The sequence below is a fragment of the Streptomyces sp. NPDC052020 genome, from assembly GCF_040680575.1.
Classification (GTDB): domain Bacteria; phylum Actinomycetota; class Actinomycetes; order Streptomycetales; family Streptomycetaceae; genus Streptomyces.
In genome coordinates this window covers 22,465-40,077 of sequence record NZ_JBFAWY010000013.1, presented here as the reverse complement: position 1 = coordinate 40,077, position 17,613 = coordinate 22,465, and the positions used below count along the sequence as shown (strand labels likewise).

The 17,613-nt window shown below is 74.7% G+C and carries 17 protein-coding genes; 15 read left to right on the top strand and 2 right to left on the bottom strand.

Translation table 11 applies throughout. From position 1 onward, the window contains the following. The first annotated feature begins 121 nt into the window (after positions 1 to 121). The 7 genes from AB0L74_RS15940 (at position 122) to AB0L74_RS15910 (ending at position 7,304) form a co-directional block, all read left to right on the top strand. The gene (locus AB0L74_RS15940) at positions 122 to 1,711 is read left to right on the top strand and encodes an ABC transporter substrate-binding protein (RefSeq protein ID WP_365651321.1); all 1,590 of its coding nucleotides are present in this window, start codon (positions 122 to 124) and stop codon (positions 1,709 to 1,711) included. A gap of 32 nt (positions 1,712 to 1,743) precedes the next feature. Beyond that, positions 1,744 to 2,712: an ABC transporter permease gene (locus AB0L74_RS15935; RefSeq protein ID WP_365651660.1), complete on the top strand. Its 969-nt coding sequence runs from the start codon at positions 1,744 to 1,746 to the stop codon at positions 2,710 to 2,712. Next, positions 2,702 to 3,601 (top strand): ABC transporter permease, encoded by a 900-nt coding sequence (locus tag AB0L74_RS15930; protein ID WP_365651318.1) that lies wholly within the window; start codon positions 2,702 to 2,704, stop codon positions 3,599 to 3,601. The genes AB0L74_RS15935 and AB0L74_RS15930 overlap by 11 nt, the downstream gene beginning before the upstream one ends. Further along, a complete protein-coding gene (locus AB0L74_RS15925; protein WP_365651315.1) occupies positions 3,598 to 4,632 on the top strand; it encodes an ABC transporter ATP-binding protein in 1,035 nt (344 codons plus the stop codon). Before AB0L74_RS15930 ends, AB0L74_RS15925 begins: the two co-directional genes overlap by 4 nt. Then, a complete protein-coding gene (locus AB0L74_RS15920; protein ID WP_365651311.1) occupies positions 4,625 to 5,335 on the top strand; it encodes an ATP-binding cassette domain-containing protein in 711 nt (236 codons plus the stop codon). Before AB0L74_RS15925 ends, AB0L74_RS15920 begins: the two co-directional genes overlap by 8 nt. Before the next feature lie 130 nt (positions 5,336 to 5,465). Next, entirely contained in the window at positions 5,466 to 6,515 is a 1,050-nt protein-coding gene (locus AB0L74_RS15915) for an LLM class flavin-dependent oxidoreductase (RefSeq protein WP_365651308.1), read from the top strand. Between the two features lie 150 nt (positions 6,516 to 6,665). Next, entirely contained in the window at positions 6,666 to 7,304 is a 639-nt protein-coding gene (locus AB0L74_RS15910) for a class I SAM-dependent methyltransferase (protein WP_365651305.1), read from the top strand. A gap of 13 nt (positions 7,305 to 7,317) precedes the next feature. Here AB0L74_RS15910 and AB0L74_RS15905 read toward each other — a convergent pair whose 3' ends face one another. Beyond that, positions 7,318 to 8,055 carry a D-Ala-D-Ala carboxypeptidase family metallohydrolase gene (locus AB0L74_RS15905; RefSeq protein ID WP_365651302.1) on the bottom strand — a complete coding sequence of 246 codons (738 nt, stop codon included), beginning with the start codon at positions 8,053 to 8,055 and terminating at the stop codon, positions 7,318 to 7,320. Between the two features lie 270 nt (positions 8,056 to 8,325). On the opposite strand from AB0L74_RS15905, the gene AB0L74_RS15900 reads away from it, so the two are divergent. Next, positions 8,326 to 10,041 (top strand): RecQ family ATP-dependent DNA helicase, encoded by a 1,716-nt coding sequence (locus AB0L74_RS15900; RefSeq protein WP_365651299.1) that lies wholly within the window; start codon positions 8,326 to 8,328, stop codon positions 10,039 to 10,041. Between the two features lie 152 nt (positions 10,042 to 10,193). Further along, positions 10,194 to 10,481, top strand: coding sequence for a hypothetical protein (locus AB0L74_RS15895; protein WP_365651296.1), 288 nt, complete (start codon positions 10,194 to 10,196; stop codon positions 10,479 to 10,481). Positions 10,482 to 10,541: 60 nt separating this feature from the next. Here AB0L74_RS15895 and AB0L74_RS15890 read toward each other — a convergent pair whose 3' ends face one another. After that, positions 10,542 to 11,732, bottom strand: coding sequence for an amidohydrolase (locus AB0L74_RS15890; RefSeq protein ID WP_365651294.1), 1,191 nt, complete (start codon positions 11,730 to 11,732; stop codon positions 10,542 to 10,544). A 192-nt stretch (positions 11,733 to 11,924) separates the two neighbouring features. Between AB0L74_RS15890 and AB0L74_RS15885 the strand changes: the two genes are divergently transcribed. From AB0L74_RS15885 to AB0L74_RS15860, 6 genes are all read left to right on the top strand, one after another. Then, positions 11,925 to 13,388: an ornithine decarboxylase gene (locus tag AB0L74_RS15885; RefSeq protein ID WP_365651291.1), complete on the top strand. Its 1,464-nt coding sequence runs from the start codon at positions 11,925 to 11,927 to the stop codon at positions 13,386 to 13,388. 204 nt (positions 13,389 to 13,592) lie between these two features. Beyond that, on the top strand, positions 13,593 to 13,781 hold the full coding sequence (locus AB0L74_RS15880; protein ID WP_365651288.1) for a hypothetical protein: 189 nt from the start codon (positions 13,593 to 13,595) through the stop codon (positions 13,779 to 13,781). A 22-nt stretch (positions 13,782 to 13,803) separates the two neighbouring features. Then, positions 13,804 to 14,529: a hypothetical protein gene (locus tag AB0L74_RS15875; protein WP_365651285.1), complete on the top strand. Its 726-nt coding sequence runs from the start codon at positions 13,804 to 13,806 to the stop codon at positions 14,527 to 14,529. Next, a complete protein-coding gene (locus AB0L74_RS15870; protein ID WP_365651282.1) occupies positions 14,526 to 15,578 on the top strand; it encodes a hypothetical protein in 1,053 nt (350 codons plus the stop codon). The genes AB0L74_RS15875 and AB0L74_RS15870 overlap by 4 nt, the downstream gene beginning before the upstream one ends. Then, entirely contained in the window at positions 15,575 to 16,498 is a 924-nt protein-coding gene (locus tag AB0L74_RS15865) for a hypothetical protein (RefSeq protein WP_365651279.1), read from the top strand. Before AB0L74_RS15870 ends, AB0L74_RS15865 begins: the two co-directional genes overlap by 4 nt. Continuing rightward, positions 16,495 to 17,589: a serine hydrolase domain-containing protein gene (locus tag AB0L74_RS15860; RefSeq protein WP_365651276.1), complete on the top strand. Its 1,095-nt coding sequence runs from the start codon at positions 16,495 to 16,497 to the stop codon at positions 17,587 to 17,589. Before AB0L74_RS15865 ends, AB0L74_RS15860 begins: the two co-directional genes overlap by 4 nt. Positions 17,590 to 17,613 lie beyond the last annotated feature (24 nt).

Genomic DNA, 17,613 nt, shown 5'->3' with positions numbered 1-17,613 from the left:
CTCTCGATGCGGCGGGCCCTCAACCCAGGTGACCTGGCGCGTCGCACTCCAGTACTCTGTTGCCGCCGCTATTGCGAGTGATGCGCAACAACAGTTCCAGAGCAACTAGGGTGTGAGGCACATGACGTCCCGTCGGATACGAAGAGCCGCCGTCGCGGCGGCGCTGGCCGCCGCAGTCGCCGCCTGCTCGGCGCCCGGGAGCGGAGCGGACGGGGAGGGCGAGTCCGCTCAGTCCGTCGTCATCGGAGTGGCCTCCGAGCCCGACACCCTCAGCCCGCTCCTCGGTTACGGCAAGGACGGGAACTCCAAGATCTTCGACGGGCTGCTCGCCCGCGACGCCGGCCTGAAGCTGAAGCCCGCCCTGGCGTCGGCGCTGCCGAAGGTGACCGACGGCGGCCGCACGTACACCTACACCCTGCGCGACGGCGTGAAGTTCAGCGACGGTGAACCGCTGACGGCGAGGGACGTGGTCTTCACCTACCGGACCGTCCTCGACGACAGGACCAACAACACCGCCAAGAGCGAACTGGACGCCGTCCAGGACGTCCGGGCCGCCGGCGACGGCAAGGTCGTCTTCAGGCTCAAGTACCCCTACGCGGCCTTCGCCGCCCGCACCGTGCTGCCCATCGTCCCCGAGCACATCGCGGGCGGGCAGGACCCCAACACCGGCTCCTTCAACACCAAGCCGGTCGGCACCGGCCCGTACGTGCTGACGAACTGGAGCAAGGGCGAGAAGCTCACCTTCAAGGCCAACCCCCGCTACTGGGGCGGCGCACCGAAGGTGAAGACGCTCACCATGGCGATCATCCCGGACGACGACGTCCGCGCCACCCGGCTGCGCTCCGGCGACCTCGACGGCGCCGTCCTCCCGCCCAACCTCGCCGCCACCTTCGAGGACGACGGGAACCGGCGCACCTACGAGGCGAAGACCTACGACTTCCGCGCCGTCACCCTGCCCACCGCCAACGAGGTCACCGGCGACCTCGCCATCCGGCGCGCCCTCGACGCCGCCGTGGACCGCCAGGCCATGGTCGACAAGATCCTCGACGGCGCGGGCAGCCCGGCGTACGGACCGCTGCCCGGCGACGACCCGTGGTTCGCCAAGGACATCGCCCGCCCCTACGACCTCGCCCGGGCCAAGCGCGTCCTGGACGAGGCGGGCTGGAAGCCCGGCGAGGACGGCATCCGCGTCAAGGACGGCCGGCGGGCCGCCTTCACCCTGCTCTACCCCTCCGGCGACAAGGTCCGCCAGGACCACGCCCTGGCCTACGCCTCCGACGCCAAGAAGGCCGGCATCGAGGTGAAGGCCGAGAGCGCCACCTGGGAGGTCATCGAGCCGCGGATGAAGGACGACGCGGTCCTCGCGGGCTTCGGCAGCGTCGGCGACCCCGACTTCGGCCTGTACACCCTGCTGCACTCCTCCCTCGCCGGCGACGGGTTCAACAACATGGCCCGCTACCACAATCCCGCGGTGGACGAGGCGCTCGACGCGGGCCGCCGCAGCCAGGACCCGGCCGAGCGCGAGGCGGCCTACGACAAGATCCAGCGCGAGCTCGTCGAGGACCCCGGCTACACCTTCCTCACCCACATCGACCACCTGTACGTCCTCGCCGACCGCTGGAACGGGCTGACCACCCAGCGCGAACCGCACGAGCACGGCTTCGCCAGCGGCCCGTGGTGGAACGTCGAGGACTGGCAGCCGACGTCATGACCCGCACTCCCGGGACCCTTCCCTGGGGAGCGATGGCACGGCTGGCGGGGCGGCGGGCGCTGTTCGCCGCCCCCGTCCTGACCGTCGTCACCTTCGGCGTGTTCGCGATCGCCGCCGCCTCCCCCTTCGACCCCGTCAAGGCGTACGCCGGCACGGCCGCGCTCGGCGCCGACCAGCGGACGCTGGACCGGCTGCGGGACAATCTCGGCGTGGACGAGCCCTTCGTCACCCGGTGGTGGGACTGGCTGACGTCCGCGCTGACCGGCGACTTCGGGCACTCCACCGTGATGCGGCAGCCGGTCGCGCAGGTGATCGGCGAACGCCTGGGCTGGTCGGCGCTGCTGTGTGCCGTCGCGTTCGGCGCCGCCGTCCTCCTCGGCACCCTGCTCGGGGTGCTGGCGGCCCGCCGCCCCGGCTCGGTCACCGACCGGGCCGTCACCTCGCTCGCCTACGGCCTGGAGGCGGCACCGGTCTTCTGGATCGCGCTGCTCGCCGTGTGGCTGTTCGCCCTCCAGTGGGACGTGCTCCCGGCCGGCGGCCTGACCGACACCGCCAGCGAACACGTCACGGCCGGACAGGTCGCGAGCCACATCGTCCTGCCCGCCGGCGTGCTCGCCGTCTCCCAGCTGCCGTGGTTCGCCCTCTACGTCCGCCAGGGCGTCGCCGACGCCCTGGCCGAGGACCCCGTACGCGGCGCCCGCGCCCGGGGCCTGAGCGAACGCACCGTCCTGCTCGGCCACGCCCTGCGCTGCGGCCTGCTGCCGGTGCTCACACTGATCGGCTCCCGCGTCCCCGAACTCATCACCGGCGCCCTGCTGGTGGAGAGCGTCTTCAGCTGGCCGGGCATCGCGGCGGCCACCGTCGAGGCGGCCACCGCCGTCGACTTCCCGCTGCTGGCCGCGCTGACGACGCTGGCCACCGCCGCCGTACTCGCCGGGAACCTGCTCGCGGACCTGCTGTACGGACTGTTCGACCCGAGGGTGAAGTTCAGTGACATGTGACGCACCGGCGCCCGCCGACGCCCCCGCCCGGGCCGCCTGGCGGTCCCGCGGCACCGACCGCCGCTCCACCCGGACCCTGCGCGTGCGGGTCTCCGCCGCGCTGGTCGCGGTGACCGTCCTCGCCGTCCTGCTCGTCCCCCCGCTGGTCCAGCTCGACCAGCAGGCCGTCGATCTGGCCGCCAAGCTGCTGCCGCCGTCCTGGGACCACCCCTTCGGCACCGACGACGTCGGCCGGGACCTGCTGCTGCGCTGCGTCTACGGCCTGCGCGTCTCGCTGCTGGTCGGCGTGGCCGCCGCGCTGACGGCGACCGTGGTGGGCACCGCGGTCGGGGCCGCCGCCGGGGCCCTCGGCGGATGGGCCGACCGCGCGGTCATGCGGGTCGTCGACACCGTCTCCTCCGTGCCGCACCTGCTGCTCGGCATCTTCATCGTCGCCATGTTCCGGCCGGGAGTGTGGCCGGTGGTGGTGTCGGTGGCGCTCACGCACTGGCTGTCGACCGCGCGCATTGTCCGCGCCGAGGTGATGTCCCTGCGTGCCCGCCCGTACATCGACGCGGCCGTCTCCGGCGGTGCCTCCCGGTGGCGCGTCGCGGTACGGCACCTGCTGCCGGGCGTGCTGCCCCAGGCCGGCCTCGCCGCCGTCCTGATGGTGCCGCACGCCATGTGGCACGAGTCCGCGCTGTCCTTCCTCGGGCTGGGGCTGCCCGCCCACACCGCCAGTCTCGGCACCCTCATCCAGACCGCGCGGGGCTCCCTGCTCGCCGGCCAGTGGTGGCCCACCCTCTTCCCGGGCCTGTTCATCATCGTCCCCACCCTCGCCATCGCCGGACTCGCCGGGGCCTGGCGGGAGCGGATCAACCCCCGCCGGCGATCGGAGCTGATGCTGTGACCGAGCGAGCCCCCGTGCTGTCGGTGCGCGGTCTGTCGGTGCGTTTCCTGATGCCCGGCGGGCGGCGCGTCGCCGCCGTCACCGACGCCCACTTCGACGTCGCGGCCGGCGAATGCCTGGCCCTGATCGGGGAGAGCGGCTGCGGCAAGTCCGTCCTCGCCTCCGCCCTGCTCGGCCTGCTCCCCGGCAACGCGCAGACCGCAGGGCAGGCGCTGCTGGGCGAGACGGACCTGCTCGCCGCCGGCGAGCGGACCCTCGCCCGCACCGTGCGGGGCCGGCTGATCGGCCTCGTCCCGCAGAGCCCGGCCGCCCACCTCACCCCCGTCCGCACCGTCCGCTCCCAACTGCAGGAGGCGATCGCGGAGCTGACGGGAGTGCGGGGCCGCGCGGCCCTGCGCGCCGCCGCCGGGAAGGCCGCCGAGCGGGCCGCGTTCCCGGCCGGCCACCTCGACCACCACCCGCACGAACTCTCCGGCGGCCTCGCCCAGCGCGCCGCGACCGCCCTCGCCCTCGTCGGGGACGCGCCGCTGCTGCTCGCCGACGAGCCGACCACCGGACTCGACCGCGATCTGGTCGACCGCACCGTGGACGAACTGCGGCGGCACGTGGACGAGAAGGGCGCCGGGCAGGCCGGCACCGGCGGCGGCCGGGCCCTGCTGATGATCACCCACGACCTGGCGGCCGCCGAACGCATCGCCGACCGCGTCGCCGTGATGTACGCGGGCCGCATCGTGGAACTCACCGACGCCGCCGCCTTCTTCGGCGCCCTGGGCCCCCGCCATCCCTACAGCCGCGGCCTGCTCCAGGCCCTCCCCGACCGCGCCTTCACCCCCATCCCCGGCCTGCCGCCCGAACTGGGCGACCTTCCCGACGGCTGCGCCTTCGCCGCCCGCTGCGAGCGGGCCACCGAGGCCTGCGCCGTACCGCCGCCGCTGACCGGCGCGGTCGCCTGCCACCACCCGCACCGGGAGCCCGGCACCCGGGCCCTCGCCGCCGACCCGCTCGCCCCGGAGACCGCCGACCGTGCTTGAACTGCGCGCCATCACCGCCGGATACGTCAAGAACGCACCCGTCGTGCGGGACGTCTCCCTGACGATCGCCCCGGGCGAGGCCGTCGGCCTGCTCGGCCCCAGCGGCTGCGGCAAGTCCACCCTGGCCCGGGTCGCGGCCCTGCTGCACCGCCCCGACTCCGGCACCCTCGTCCTCGACGGCGCACCGGTGCGCCACTGGCGCCACCGCGCCCCGCGCGAGCTGCGCACCGCCTTCGGCGTCGTCTTCCAGCAGCCCAGGCTCTCCGCCGACCCGCGGCTGCCGCTGCGCGACCTCATCGCCGAACCGCTGCGCGCCACCGGGCGGCGCGAGGGCCTGGCGGAACGGGTCGCCGAACTGGCCGCCGGCGTCGGCCTGACCCCCGACCTGCTGGGCCGGCGGCCGCACGAGGTCAGCGACGGCCAGCTCCAGCGCGCCTGTCTCGCCCGCGCCCTCGTCCTGCGCCCGCGCTGGCTCGTGTGCGATGAGATGACCGCGATGCTGGACGCCTCGACCACCGCCGCGCTGGTCGCCGTCGTCGAGAACTACCGCGCCGCCACCGGCGCGGGCCTGCTGGCCGTCGGCCACGACCGCACCCTGCTGGACCGCTGGTGCGACCGCACGGTCCACTGGGAGACGCTGTCGGCCCCCGCCCGCCCGGAGGGAGACACACAGCCGGTGCCGGACGCGGTCCCCGCCCGGTGACGGCCCGGGCGGGGACGACCCGACACGCGTGTTCCTCTGGGCAGGCGGCGCCGGCCCTCCACATCCTCGGGGAAGACAGGAGCACGACCCACCCGTAACCGCCGATCGCTCCATCGGAAGGCAGGCGTCCGTGAAGTTCAGCTATGCCATGCTCCCCGACTACCCCCTCGCCGAGTCGCTCGCATCGATCCGGCTCGCCGACGAACTGGGCTTTCACGCCTGCTACGCCGCCGACGAGACCTGGCACAAGGACCTGTGGCTGCTCTTCGCCGCCGCCGCGGGCCGCACCCGCCGGATCCGCCTGGGGCCGAGCGTCTCCCCGGTGACGCTGCGGGAGCCGACCCTGATCGCGCAGGCCCTCGCGACCCTGGACGAGCTGTCCGGCGGACGCGCCGAAGGGGTGCTGTCCAGCGGGAACTTCGGGCTGCTGGCGCAGTACCGGATCGACTGGGCCCGCACCCGGCCGCTGTCCCGGGTCAAGGAGGCCCTGCACGTGGTGCGCACCCTGCTGGACGAGGGGAGCATCACCTTCGACGGCGAGTTCTACGCCTACGACGGGCTGTTCACCTTCGCCCGCCCCGTCCAGGAGCGGGTGCCGCTGAAGCTGGGCGCGATGCGCGGGCCGAAGTCCTTCGAGGCGGCGGGGGAGCTCTCCGACGGCTGCCACCATGCCCTGAGCTACACCCGCGAGGCATACGAGTACGCGGTCCGGCACATCCGGGCCGGCGCCGAGCGCGCGGGCCGGGACTGGAAGTCGCTCGACATCGGGGCCTGGGTCGTCTTCGCCACCGGCCCCGATTCCGCGGCGGCCAAGGACGCGGCGCGCAGCATGGTCGGCATCTACGCCTCCTCCATGCCCGAGGAGCAGCTGCGCCGCAACGGGGTGGAGCCGGGCGAGCTCAAGCCGGTCATCGAGGCCATCGCCGCCGGTGACCTCGCCCGCGGCATCGAGCTGACGACACCGGAGGTCGCCGAACGCCTCTCGGTGGCGGGCACGCCGGAGGAGTGCCTGGACAAGATCCGGCGGGAGATCGCCCCCGCCGGGGTGAACCACGTGATCTGCGCCCTCACCGACCGCACGCTCGTGAAGGCGTTCACCGGCCGCGACCTTCCGGACGTGGCCGACGTGGACACCCAGCTCCGCCTGATCCACGAGCGGATCATGCCCGCGTTCGCCTGACCGGGGGCTTCGGCCGGGTCTCCCCGGGTTTGCGGAAACGGCAAGGTGATTCGACGGCGCCGGGCGGGCCGGTACAGGCTCGGAGGCGAGGCGCCGGGACCGCCCGAGCGGTCCCGGCGGACCGGCCCGCGTCAGTATCGAGGAGGCGCCATGAGCGACACCCCGGCCCCGTCCCGCCCCGCCGACTTCTGGGAGGCCCGCTACCGCGAGGCGGGCCCCGTCTGGAGCGGGCGCCCGAACGACCTGCTGGTGCGGGAGGCGGCCGGTCTGGCGCCCGCGAGCGCCCTCGACCTCGGGTGCGGTGAGGGCGCCGACGCCGTGTGGCTGGCCTCGCGGGGCTGGCGCGTCACCGGCGTCGACATCTCGGCCACCGCCCTCGACCGCGCCGCCCGGCACGCCGCCGAGGCCGGCGTGGCCGACCGGGTGACCTGGGAGCGCCACGAGCTGGGCCGGTCGTTCCCCGAGGGCACCTTCGACCTGGTGAGCGCCCACTACCTCCAGTCACCCGTCGAGCTGGACCAGCAGGCGGTGCTGCGGAGCGCCGCGGCGGCCGTCGCCGAGGGCGGGACCCTGCTGATCGTCCTGCACGCGGGCTGGCCCTCCTGGCAGAGCGAACCGCCCTTCGCCCATGCCTTCCCGACGCTGGACGGGGTCATGGCCGAGCTCGCCCTGCCCGACGGCCGGTGGACCGTGGAGACCATGGAGACGGTCCGCAGGCAGAGCGTCTCGGCCGACGGGGCCGACGGCTTCCGCGACGACCATGTCTGGCGCCTGCGGCGGGGGCGGTAGGAGGGGCCCGGGCTCAGATGCCGCAGGTCGGCGCGGACCAGAACCGGGCGGCGCGGTGATCGGTGTGGGTGTGGTCGTCGTGTCCCGGATAACCGGGGCCGAGGATGCCGTTGAAGCCGTGGTTGCGGGCCTGCTTGGCCAGGGTGCACAGGGAGTGCGGGCCCGCGCCGAGGTCGGCGGCGTCCCCGTACAGGTGGCGGCTGTCGCTCGCGCCGCCGACGGCGTCGTTGCAGGCGCGGGAGCGGAAGCCGCTGGTCACCGTGATCGGCTGGTCGCCCAGCGCGTGCCGCAGGGCTTCCAGCTTCCACATGGTGCGCAGGGCGTTGGCCTTGGCGGTCGCCGCGCTGACCGCGCCGCCGGACCAGGTGGTGTTGCAGTCGTTGAGCTCGCTGTAGGAGAAGTGGACCGGGGTGCAGTCGTCGTCCTGGAGGGCGTAGAGCCTGCTGAAGGTGGCCGGGCCGGCGATGCCGTCCGCGGTGAGGCCGTACGCCGTCTGGAAGCGCTTGACGGCGGCGGTGGTCGCCGGTCCGAACACACCGTCGACGGCCAGCACGGAGCCGTAGCCCGGGTAGCCGCCGAGGCGGATCTGCAACTGGGTGACGTCGGCGCCCGAGGCGCCCTGGGACAGGGTGCGGCTCCAGGTGTAGCAGCCGTCGGCGTGCGCGGTGCCGGCGGTGGCCAGGGTACCCACCCCGATACCGGCCATGATCATGACAAACGTGAGGGCGACTCTGACGGCGCGAGTGACCATGTGATCCCCTTGCGGTGACGTGAAAGCCGGGCGCGGTCGGTGCGGACGGTGTCCTGTGACGCGCGTCAACCATGACGCTCTCCTGTGACGGGCGTCAACCGTGGGGCACGCGGCGGGCGCGGGCAAGAACGCGGAGCGCGCACCGGCGGCCGATGCCGGGACCGCGGCACGTCCTGTTCCTCTCCGGCGCCGAGAGGCACAAGACCTGCCGACTGGCCGGGGCCGCCGCGGGTACCCGGGTCCGCGCGGGCGGCGAACGGAGGAGCGGCCATGGGCGTCGGAAAGGGGGCGGCGGAGAACGGGACGAACGCCGCCCGGCTCAGCGAGGCAGCAGCCGAGGTGTTCGGCTGGGACCGCCTGCTGCCCGAGCAGCTCCAGGCCATGGAGTCCGTCCTCCAGGGACGGGACACCCTCGTCGTCATGCCGACCGGATCCGGCAAGTCCGCCGTCTACCAGGTCCCCGGCGTACTGCTGTCCGGGCCGGTCGTGGTCGTCTCCCCGCTGCTCGCCCTCCAGCGCGACCAGATCGCCGGCCTGCCCGAGGGCGACCGGGCCCCCGGCGCCGTCGCCCTCAACTCCGCCCTCGGCGCGGCCGAGACCGCGTCCGCCTGGGACGCGGTGCGCCGGGGCGACGTCCGCTTCCTGTACCTGTCGCCGGAACAGCTGGCCAAGGACGAGGTCGTGGAACGGCTGGCCGCCGCCCGGCCCGCCCTGTTCGTCGTCGACGAGGCCCAGTGCGTGTCCTCCTGGGGGCACGACTTCCGCCCCGACTACCTGCGCCTGGAACAGGCCGTACGGCGGCTGGGACGGCCCCCGGTGCTCGCCCTGACCGCGACGGCGGCCCCGCCGGTGCGCACGGAGATCACCGAACGGCTCGGCATGCGCCGGCCCCGGCTGACGGTGGCCGGTTTCGACCGGCCGAACATCCGGCTGGAGGTCCGCCGGTTCCTCGACGAGGACGAGCGGCGCCTGGCCGTGGTCGAACGCGCGGCGGCCGAGCCCAAGCCGGGCATCGTCTACGCCGCGACCCGCCGGGACACCGAGGACTACGCCGGTGAACTCGCCGCGCTCGGCCTGGCCGCGGAGGCGTACCACGCCGGGCTGCGCGCCGCCGAGCGGGCCCGGATCCACGACGCCTTCCTCGGCGGCGAGGCCGACGTCGTGGTGGCGACCTCGGCCTTCGGCATGGGCATCGACAAGGAGGACGTGCGGTTCGTGCTGCACGCCGCGCTGCCGGGCTCACTCGACGCCTACTACCAGGAGATCGGCCGCTGCGGCCGGGACGGCCGGCCGGCGCTCGCCGTGCTCCACTACCGGTCCGAGGACACCGGCATGCGGACGTACTTCGCCGGGCGCACCCCCGGCCACGACACCCTGTCCGAGGTCGCCGACGCCGTGCACGACCACCGCGACGACCCCGCCGGCCTGGACCGGCTGCGCCGGGAGACCGGCCTGTCCCGCAACCGGGTCACCGCGGCGGTGAACCTGCTGGAGGAGGCCGGCGCCGTCGCCACCGGCGAGGAGGGCGAGATCCGCCCGGAGCGCGGCACCCCGCCCGAGGAGGCGGCCGAGCAGGCCGAGGAGGCCGCCGAGGCGCACCGCCGCACCGACCGCTCCCGGGTCGACATGGCCCGGGCGTACGCCGAGACCACCGGCTGCCGGCGGCGGTTCCTGCTCGGCTACTTCGGCGAGGAGTACCAGGCGCCGTGCGGCACCTGCGATGTGTGCGAGGCCCAGGAGGCGGAGGGGCCGGGCGCCCCGGGGGAGACGGAACGGCCCCGGCACCCCGCCGCGTCCGCGTTCCCGGTCGGGGCCCGGGTACGGCACGGGGAGTGGGGCGAGGGCTCGGTGCTGAGCGAGGACGGCGACCGCATCACCGTCCTGTTCGACCGCGCGGGCTACCGCACCCTGTCCCTGGCGGCACTGGCCCAGCGCGACGACCTGCTGACGGTGCTGGACCCGCCGGGGGAGCGGGGCACCGGCTGAGCCATAACGGCCCGTGCGACCGCCTCCGGGACGGCGGGGTGCCGTCCGGCGGTGGTGCCCGCCGTCCGGCCGCGCCCGACCGGCGGCGCCGTTTCCGGGCCCGCCCCCGGGGAACCCCGCTACCACCTGCACCACCGACCGGAGGAGCGGAGATGACCGGCCACGACGACCACCGGGAGCCGAGGGAGAACCGGTACAGCCGGGCGCGGGACCAGGACGAACCGGGCGCGCACTCGGGTTCCGAGAGCCAGGCGCGGGAACGCACGGTGCGCGGCACCGCGAGCGCCAAGGAGGGCTACCAGACCGAGCACGGCACGACGGCGGGCAACCCGTTGGAGGGCATCGAGAGCCGGGAGCCCGAGGCCGTCCGCCCGGAAGGCGCCGACGACGAGCGGGAGAAGCGCGAACGAGGCCGCGACGGGGGAGCCGGGGGCGCCTGAGCGCGCGCCCGCGCGGGCGACGTCCCGCACGGACCCCGTGGACGGGCGGCCGGGCCGTCTTCAGCCCCCCTCGGCGGCGGCCGCCCGGTGCCCAGCCCACGCCTCCTCGCGCAGCCCGGGCCGCAGCAGCACGTCCGCGGCGGTGCACGCCAGTGCCTGTGCCGCGGCGAGCAGCACCTCGCGGGCCCGTCCGGAGGCGGCGGCCGCCGCGAACTCCGGGGTGTGGTCGGAGCCGTCCTCTCCCATGATCGCGACGAACGGGTGGATGGCCGGCACCCGCGTGCTGACGTTGCCGATGTCCGACGATCCCAGATACACGCCCGGCGCGGGCCGGGTCAGCGTCAGCCCGGACCGGGACAGATGCCCGGCGAACCGGCCGGAGAGCACGGCGCTGTCCCGGAAGTGGTCGTAGCGGACCGTCGCCTGCGCCACCTCCGCCCGCGTGCCCGTGGCCCGGGCGACGCCCTCCGCGGCCTGACGCAGCCGCCCGGCCAGCTCCTCCAGGCCCCCCGTGGTGGCCGCGCGCAGCCCGAAGCGCCCTTCCGCGTACTCCGGGACGATGTTGGTCGCCGTGCCGCCGTGGGTGACGATGCCCTGCACATGCGAGGCCTCGGGCAGGCGCCGCCCCAGCACGGCGAGGACGTTGAACAGCTCGACCAGCGCCGCCAGCGCGTCGACGCCCTCCGTCGGGTTGCCCGTGGGGTGGGCGGCGCGTCCGTGGAACGCCACCGTGTACTGCGCCTGCGCGGTCAGCGGCGCCCACTGCCAGCTGTACACCCCCGGATGGAACATCAGCGCCGCGTCCACGCCGTCGAACACCCCGGCGTCCACCTCGACGGCCTTTCCGCCGCCGCCCTCCTCGGCGGGCGTGCCCACGGCCGTCACACACCCGGCGGTGCCCTCCAGTACGGAGTGCAGCGCGAGCGCCGCGCCCAGTCCCGCGGCGGCGATGAGGTTGTGGCCGCAGGCGTGGCCGAGGCCGGGCAGGGCGTCGTACTCCAGCAGCAGCGCCACGGCGGGCCGGCCCCGGCCCGAACGCGCGGCGAACGCGGTCGGCATCCCCGCGATGCCCCGTTCGACCGCGAAACCGGCCCGCTCCAGCTCGCCGGTGAGCAGGGCCGCCGCCCGGTGCTCGGCGAAGGCGTACTCGGGGTCGGCGTGCAGCCGCAGGGCGACCTCCCACAGCGGCCCGGCCCGGTCGGTCACGGCCTGGCGGACGTCCCGGTGGACCTCGTTGAGCGTGCGGGCCACGCGGCCTCCTGTTATGTCGGACGGGTCTCGTCGTACCGGCCACGGGTTCCACCGCCCCGCCCGGCGACACTCCCCGGGTTTCGGCGGTCGCGCGGCGTCAACACGGAAACGGTGTCCCCGGACGGGGCCGCCGACAGCCGGTGAACCGGGTACGGGCCGCCGGTTGGGGCACGACGCGACATGGGAGGAACGATGGATCACTCGCGGGTACCCGTGCTGGAGGCGCTGGAGGAGTTCCGGCGCCGGGGGGACGTGGTCTTCGGCCCACCCGGGCACAAGCAGGGCCGCGGGGTCGATCCCCGGGTGGCGGACGTGGTCGGGATCGACGTGTTCCGGTCCGACGTGCTGTCCCTGAACGGACTGGACGACCGCCGTCAGTCGCAGGGCGTACTGAGCCAGGCCCAGGACCTGATGGCGGACGCGGTCGGCGCCGAGCGGGCGTTCTTCTCCACCTGCGGCAGCTCCCTGTCGGTCAAGACCGCCATGCTGGCCGTGGCCGGGCCCGGCGAGAAGCTGCTGCTGTCCCGCAACGCGCACAAGTCCGTCATCGCGGCGGTCGTCGTCAACGGCGTCGAACCGATCTGGGTCCACCCCAAGTTCGACGCCGAGCGGCACCTGGCCCACCCGCCGGAACCCGACGACGTGCGCCGCCGCCTCCAGGAGCACCCGGACGCCAAGGGCATGCTGCTGATCACGCCCACCGACTGGGGCACCTGCGCGGACATCGCCGGCGTGGCCCGGGTCTGCCACGAGTTCGACGTGCCCCTCATCGTCGACGAGGCGTGGGGCGCCCACCTGCCCTTCCACCCGGAACTGCCCGCGTGGGGGATGGACGCCGAGGCCGACCTCGTGGTGACCAGCGTCCACAAGATGGGCGGCGCCATCGAGCAGAGCTCCGTCTTCCACCTCCAGTACGACCGGGTGTCGCCGGAGGCGCTCAAACAGCGCGAGGACCTGCTCGGCACCACCAGTGCGTCCTCCCTGGTGTACGCCACGCTCGACGGCTGGCGCAGGCAGATGGTGGAGCGGGGCCACGAGCTCCTCGACGGCGCGCTGCGCCGCGCGGAGCGGATCCGGCAGGCGGCGGCGGACCTTCCGGGACTCGCCCCCATGGGCCGGGAGGTCGTCGACGCCGGTCTCGCCGCCGCCTACGACCCGCTGAAGATCGTGATCGACGTGCGGGGCCTCGGGATCAGCGGCATGCAGGCGGCCGAGTGGCTGCGGGCCGAGCGGCACGTGGACGTCGGCGGGTCCGACACCTGCCGCATCAGCGCCTCCGTCACCCACGCCGACGACGACGAGACCGAGAAGGTCCTCCTGGACGCCCTGCACGCCCTGGTCGAGGCGGCCGGCTCCCTGGAGCGGCGCCCGCCCGTACGGCTGCCCGCCCCCTCGGCCCTGGAGCTGGAGCAGGCCATGCTGCCGCGCGAGGCGTTCTTCGCACCGGTCGAGCACGTACCCGCCGAGCGCGCCGCGGGCCGGATCGCCGCCGAGATGATCAGCCCCTACCCGCCCGGCGTACCGGTGGTGGCCCCCGGCGAGGTGATCACCGACGAGGTCCTCGACTACCTGCGCAGCGGTGTCGAGCACGGGGTCCTGATCCCCGACGCCGCCGATCCCTCGGTGCGGACGCTGCGCGTGGTGGCGCGCACCTGACACCGGCCGCTCCTCAGACACCGTCAAGCCCCGCCCCCAGGGCGGGGCTTGACGTATGTGCGGCCGTCAATCACCGCGTCACGCAGTATCTGCCTCCGTCGTTGAAAAAGTACTTATGTTGTTTTTAGGAAATTCGGCATCTTTTTGGATGTGAGGGACACTTGGAGGGCGAAGGCAATGGACAAACATGAGGGAGATGGTCATATGCCTTCCGCCGAAAAGCTGGTCGAGGAAGCCACCGGTCTCGAAGGTGTCGACCTCGAAGAGGCGCTCGACCCGGCGGAGCCCGAGGGCGTCTACCGCGACAGCCGTCAGTGCGCTGCTCTTGTGGTAGCCGAAGGCAAGGGCGGGGTCCTGCTGTCGCCGCCGACCCCGCGCCCGAAGAAGGGCTGACCGGATCGACAGGAGCAGCCGGATGGAACAGTCAGGCACTTCGACCCTCTTGCGGGGCGCGGTGCAGGACCTGGCTACGAACGTGGCCTCCGCCCTCAGGGGCGGGGGCCACGGCCCGGTGGCCGGTGACGCGGTGGCGGCCGGGGCCGGGGACGGCCTCATGGTCGCGGCCGCACGGGTGCTGGGAGCGGACCTGATGCTGCCGCACATCCTCTTCGGCACGCCGCCCGCCCCCGGGGAACTCGCCGTGTTCCGCGAGGCCGTCGAGGCTCACCCGCCCAGCGCCGGCGCCGCCCCCACCGTCCGGTGGAGCCACTGGGCGATGCGGCGCACCCTGGGGCGGCTGACGTCCCCCCTCGGCGAACCGCACGCCGGCGCCGGGGACCCGGCGGGCGCGGAACCCGAAGCCGCCTGGCTCGACCTCGCCCCGTGGCAGACCCTGACCCACCAGCTGTCGGTGCTGGCCGCCCTCGCGGTGCCCGGCGACGACTGCGCCGTGGCCCGCGCCGCCCGCCGCCGGCCGGTCGACGTCGCCCGGGGCTTCGTCCGGGCGGTGCGCCGCCGGGACTGGGGACAGGCCGCCGGCGCGGGCCGGTGGCTGGCCCTGCTCGACGGGGTGCCCGCCACGCTGGGTCTGGAGGCCGGGCTGGAATTCGTGGACCTCATGGGCGGCAGTGACCCGAGGGTGGCGCTCCAGGTGCGGGCGGCCGGGCTGATGCGGACCGGATCCCTGGCGGGACGGCCGTGAGCACGGGGGAGATCCGGCGGGTGGCGCACGGGGCGCTGGACTGGGTGTCCGCGCACCGCGACGGCTTCGCACTGGACGACGAGGCGCTGTCGGCCGAAGGCCGGGTGAACCGCACCTGGAAGCCGCTGGGCGAACTCGCCCAGGTGTGCGCCACGGTGACCCGGCGCCTCCCCCCGGCGGACCCGCTGCACACCCGCGCCCGCGAGCTGCTGGTGTTCGCGTGGCGGCAGACCGGCGAGGGGGAGCTGTTCCTCCGTCTCCAGCGCGAGGAACCCTTCGCCGCCTACCCCCTGGAGGTGTACGCGGCCTTCGCCGCCGCGGGCCTGGGCCACCCCGGATACGAGGCGTCCGCCGCCACGGTGGCCCGCACCCGGGGCTGGCGGCTCACCGAGCAGAACCCCACCCGCCGCCTGGGCCTGCTCGCCGCCGAGCGGCGCGGCGGCATCGGCGGCATCCGGCCCGCCGGGCAGGCCGAGCGCGTGCTGCGCGACACCTGGCTGGGCGGACTGCCCGAACCATGGACCTTCGAGGCCGGCTCCGGATACGCCCTCACCCACGTCGTCTACCACCTCACCGACTGGGGGTGTGCCGCCCACGGCCTCCCCCCGGACCTCGCCGCCTATCTGACGCACTGGCTGCCGCCCTGGCTCGGAACCTGTGTGGAGGCCCGGATGTGGGATCTGACGTGCGAGCTGCTCGTCGTGGCGGCGATCCTGCCGGGACCGGACGCGGTGCCCGGACCGGACGCACGGGAGGCATGGCACCGGGTCGCCGCCGCCCAGGACCCCGCGGGCGCGATCCCCGAGGTGGGCCCGCCCTCCCACGACCGGCCCGGCGGGACCGGCGGCGGCCCCGCCTCGCCGGGCCCCGAGGAGGAGTTCGCCCGCAGCTATCACTCCACTCTGATGGCCGCCTTCGCCGCGGCCGTGACCCTCGGACGCGCCGACGCGGTCCGGACGGACGGAACCGGGCCGGACGCCCGTGACGGCCGCGTCCGGCGCCCGGCGGCGGCACCGTACCGGTTCGGCGGACAAGGAGCACTCGGATGACCGCCATGAGCCTGATCCACACCGTCGGGCTCCGTGCCCTGGAATGGCTGTGGGCTCACCGCGAAGGCTTCCGGCTGGAGCCCGACGTGGACCCCGAGATCGGCTTCCTGGAGCGGTTCAAACCCGTCGGAGAAGTGTCCCTCATCTGCAGGGTGCTGCTGCGCGAGGGCGTGGCCGGGGCGCGCCAGGCCCAGCTGGCCCGCCGGCTGGTCGACCACACCTGGCGGGAGACGCTGGACGGCGGCCGCATGCTGGTGCGCGGGCAGCGCACGGAACCCATCTCGCCCATCCCGTTCGAGGTGTACCTGCCGTACCGGGAACTCGGTTACAGCCAGCCGGAGATGGAGCGGGCGGCCCGCCTCAACCACCGCATCGACAGCTGGACCGCCTTCGAGGTGAAGCCGAACCGGCGGCTCGGCCTGTCCGCGTTCCAGCGCCGCTTCGGCCTGACGCCGGTGCGGCCGCCCGAGGACGAGGCGGTCGCCGCCACCTGGCTGGCCCGCACACCCGAACCGTGGACGGTGGAGGGCCATATCGCCTACGACATCACCCACACGGTGTTCCACCTGACCGACTGGGGAGAGAACCCGGACGGCCTGCCGCCGCGCCTCGCCGGCTATCTCTCCACCTGGCTTCCGGTCTGGATCGACGACTGGCTGGACCTCAAACGCTGGGACCTGCTCGGCGAACTCCTCGTCGTCGACGCCTGCCTGCCCCACCCCGCCCTGGACGAGCGGGCCTGGGAAGCCTTCGCCGCCGCACAGCAGCCGGACGGCGCCATGCCCGCCGTACGGACGATGCCCGAGGGTGACCCCGACGAGGTGTTCGACATCGTCTACCACCCGACGCTGGTCGCCGCCTTCGCCTCGGCACTGGCCACGTCCCGCGCCTTCTCCGAGCTGGCGCGGGCCGCCTCGTGACGGCCCCCGCCGCGCCCTGGCCGGGCGACCCGCTCGACGACGACGGTGACGCCGCCGCCGTCCCCGTACCGCCGCGGACGCACGACGACGCGGCGCTGCGGGAGCGGATCGCCGCCGCCGTCGCCGGGGCCGACGCGCCCGACGTCGTCTTCGCCGTCTCCCGGCACGGCCGCCGCATCGTCCACAGCGGCGGCACCGCCCCGCCCCCCGAGGTTCCCCGGCCGGACCTGCGCTACGAGATCGGGTCGGCCAGCAAGACGTTCACCGGGCTGCTGCTGGCCCGGCTCATCCGGCGCGGGACGCTCACCGGGGGCGAATCCGCCGCCGCCTGCCTGGACCCGGGCCGGCCGGCCGGCCCGGACCCGGTGACGCTCGCCCACCTCATCACCCACACCGCCGGACTGCCCGCCCTGCCGCGCGACTTCTTCGTCCGGGCCCTGCCCGCCTGGCACACCAACCCCTACGCCCGGTACCCGGCCGCCCGGGTCACCGCCGCCTTCCTGCGCCACCGCCCCCGCCACCGCCCCGGCACACGCTGGCACTACTCCAACTTCGGCGTCGCCGTGCTCGGGCACGCCCTCGCGTCGGTGACCGGCACGCCGTGGGAGGACCTGCTGACCGCGCACGTCCTGCGCCCGCTCGGCCTCAGCGGCACGGCCCTGCGCGCGGAGGACCCCAGGACCGACGCGACCGGGCACGGCAAGGACGGCCGCACGGCCATCGCGGCCTTCGACGCGGGCGGCTTCCCGGCGGCCGGGGCCGTCCGGGCCACACCGCAGGACCTGCTGGGCTTCCTGGAAGCCCATCTCCACCCCTCCGGCTCCCCCCTGGCCGGTGCCCTGCGCGCGGTGCGCACCCCCGTGGTCCGGCGCGGACGCGGGCACCGGCACGTGCACACGGTGGCGTGGTTCCGGCACCCCACCGACGGCGGGCCGATGTACTTCCACGGCGGAGCGACCATGGGACAGCAGGCGTTCCTGGGCTTCCGGCCGGACACGGGCACCGCCCTCGCCGCCGTGTGCACCCGCCGGGTCCGGGGATCGCACGACCCGTTCTTGGCCGGGGCCTACGCGCTGCTCGCCGAGGGCTAGAGCCCTTCCTCGAAGGCCCCGTCC

What these genes read in the sequence shown, in the direction of transcription:
- AB0L74_RS15895 (WP_365651296.1), top strand. Translation starts at nt 10,194, where the DNA reads ATGACCGGCCACGACGACCACCGGGAGCCGAGGGAGAACCGGTACAGC.
- AB0L74_RS15905 (WP_365651302.1), bottom strand. Translation starts at nt 8,055, where the DNA reads ATGGTCACTCGCGCCGTCAGAGTCGCCCTCACGTTTGTCATGATCATG.
- AB0L74_RS15865 (WP_365651279.1), top strand. Translation starts at nt 15,575, where the DNA reads ATGACCGCCATGAGCCTGATCCACACCGTCGGGCTCCGTGCCCTGGAA.
- AB0L74_RS15875 (WP_365651285.1), top strand. Translation starts at nt 13,804, where the DNA reads ATGGAACAGTCAGGCACTTCGACCCTCTTGCGGGGCGCGGTGCAGGAC.
- AB0L74_RS15900 (WP_365651299.1), top strand. Translation starts at nt 8,326, where the DNA reads ATGGGCGTCGGAAAGGGGGCGGCGGAGAACGGGACGAACGCCGCCCGG.
- AB0L74_RS15880 (WP_365651288.1), top strand. Translation starts at nt 13,593, where the DNA reads ATGCCTTCCGCCGAAAAGCTGGTCGAGGAAGCCACCGGTCTCGAAGGT.
- AB0L74_RS15940 (WP_365651321.1), top strand. Translation starts at nt 122, where the DNA reads ATGACGTCCCGTCGGATACGAAGAGCCGCCGTCGCGGCGGCGCTGGCC.
- AB0L74_RS15910 (WP_365651305.1), top strand. Translation starts at nt 6,666, where the DNA reads ATGAGCGACACCCCGGCCCCGTCCCGCCCCGCCGACTTCTGGGAGGCC.
- AB0L74_RS15885 (WP_365651291.1), top strand. Translation starts at nt 11,925, where the DNA reads ATGGATCACTCGCGGGTACCCGTGCTGGAGGCGCTGGAGGAGTTCCGG.
- AB0L74_RS15935 (WP_365651660.1), top strand. Translation starts at nt 1,744, where the DNA reads ATGGCACGGCTGGCGGGGCGGCGGGCGCTGTTCGCCGCCCCCGTCCTG.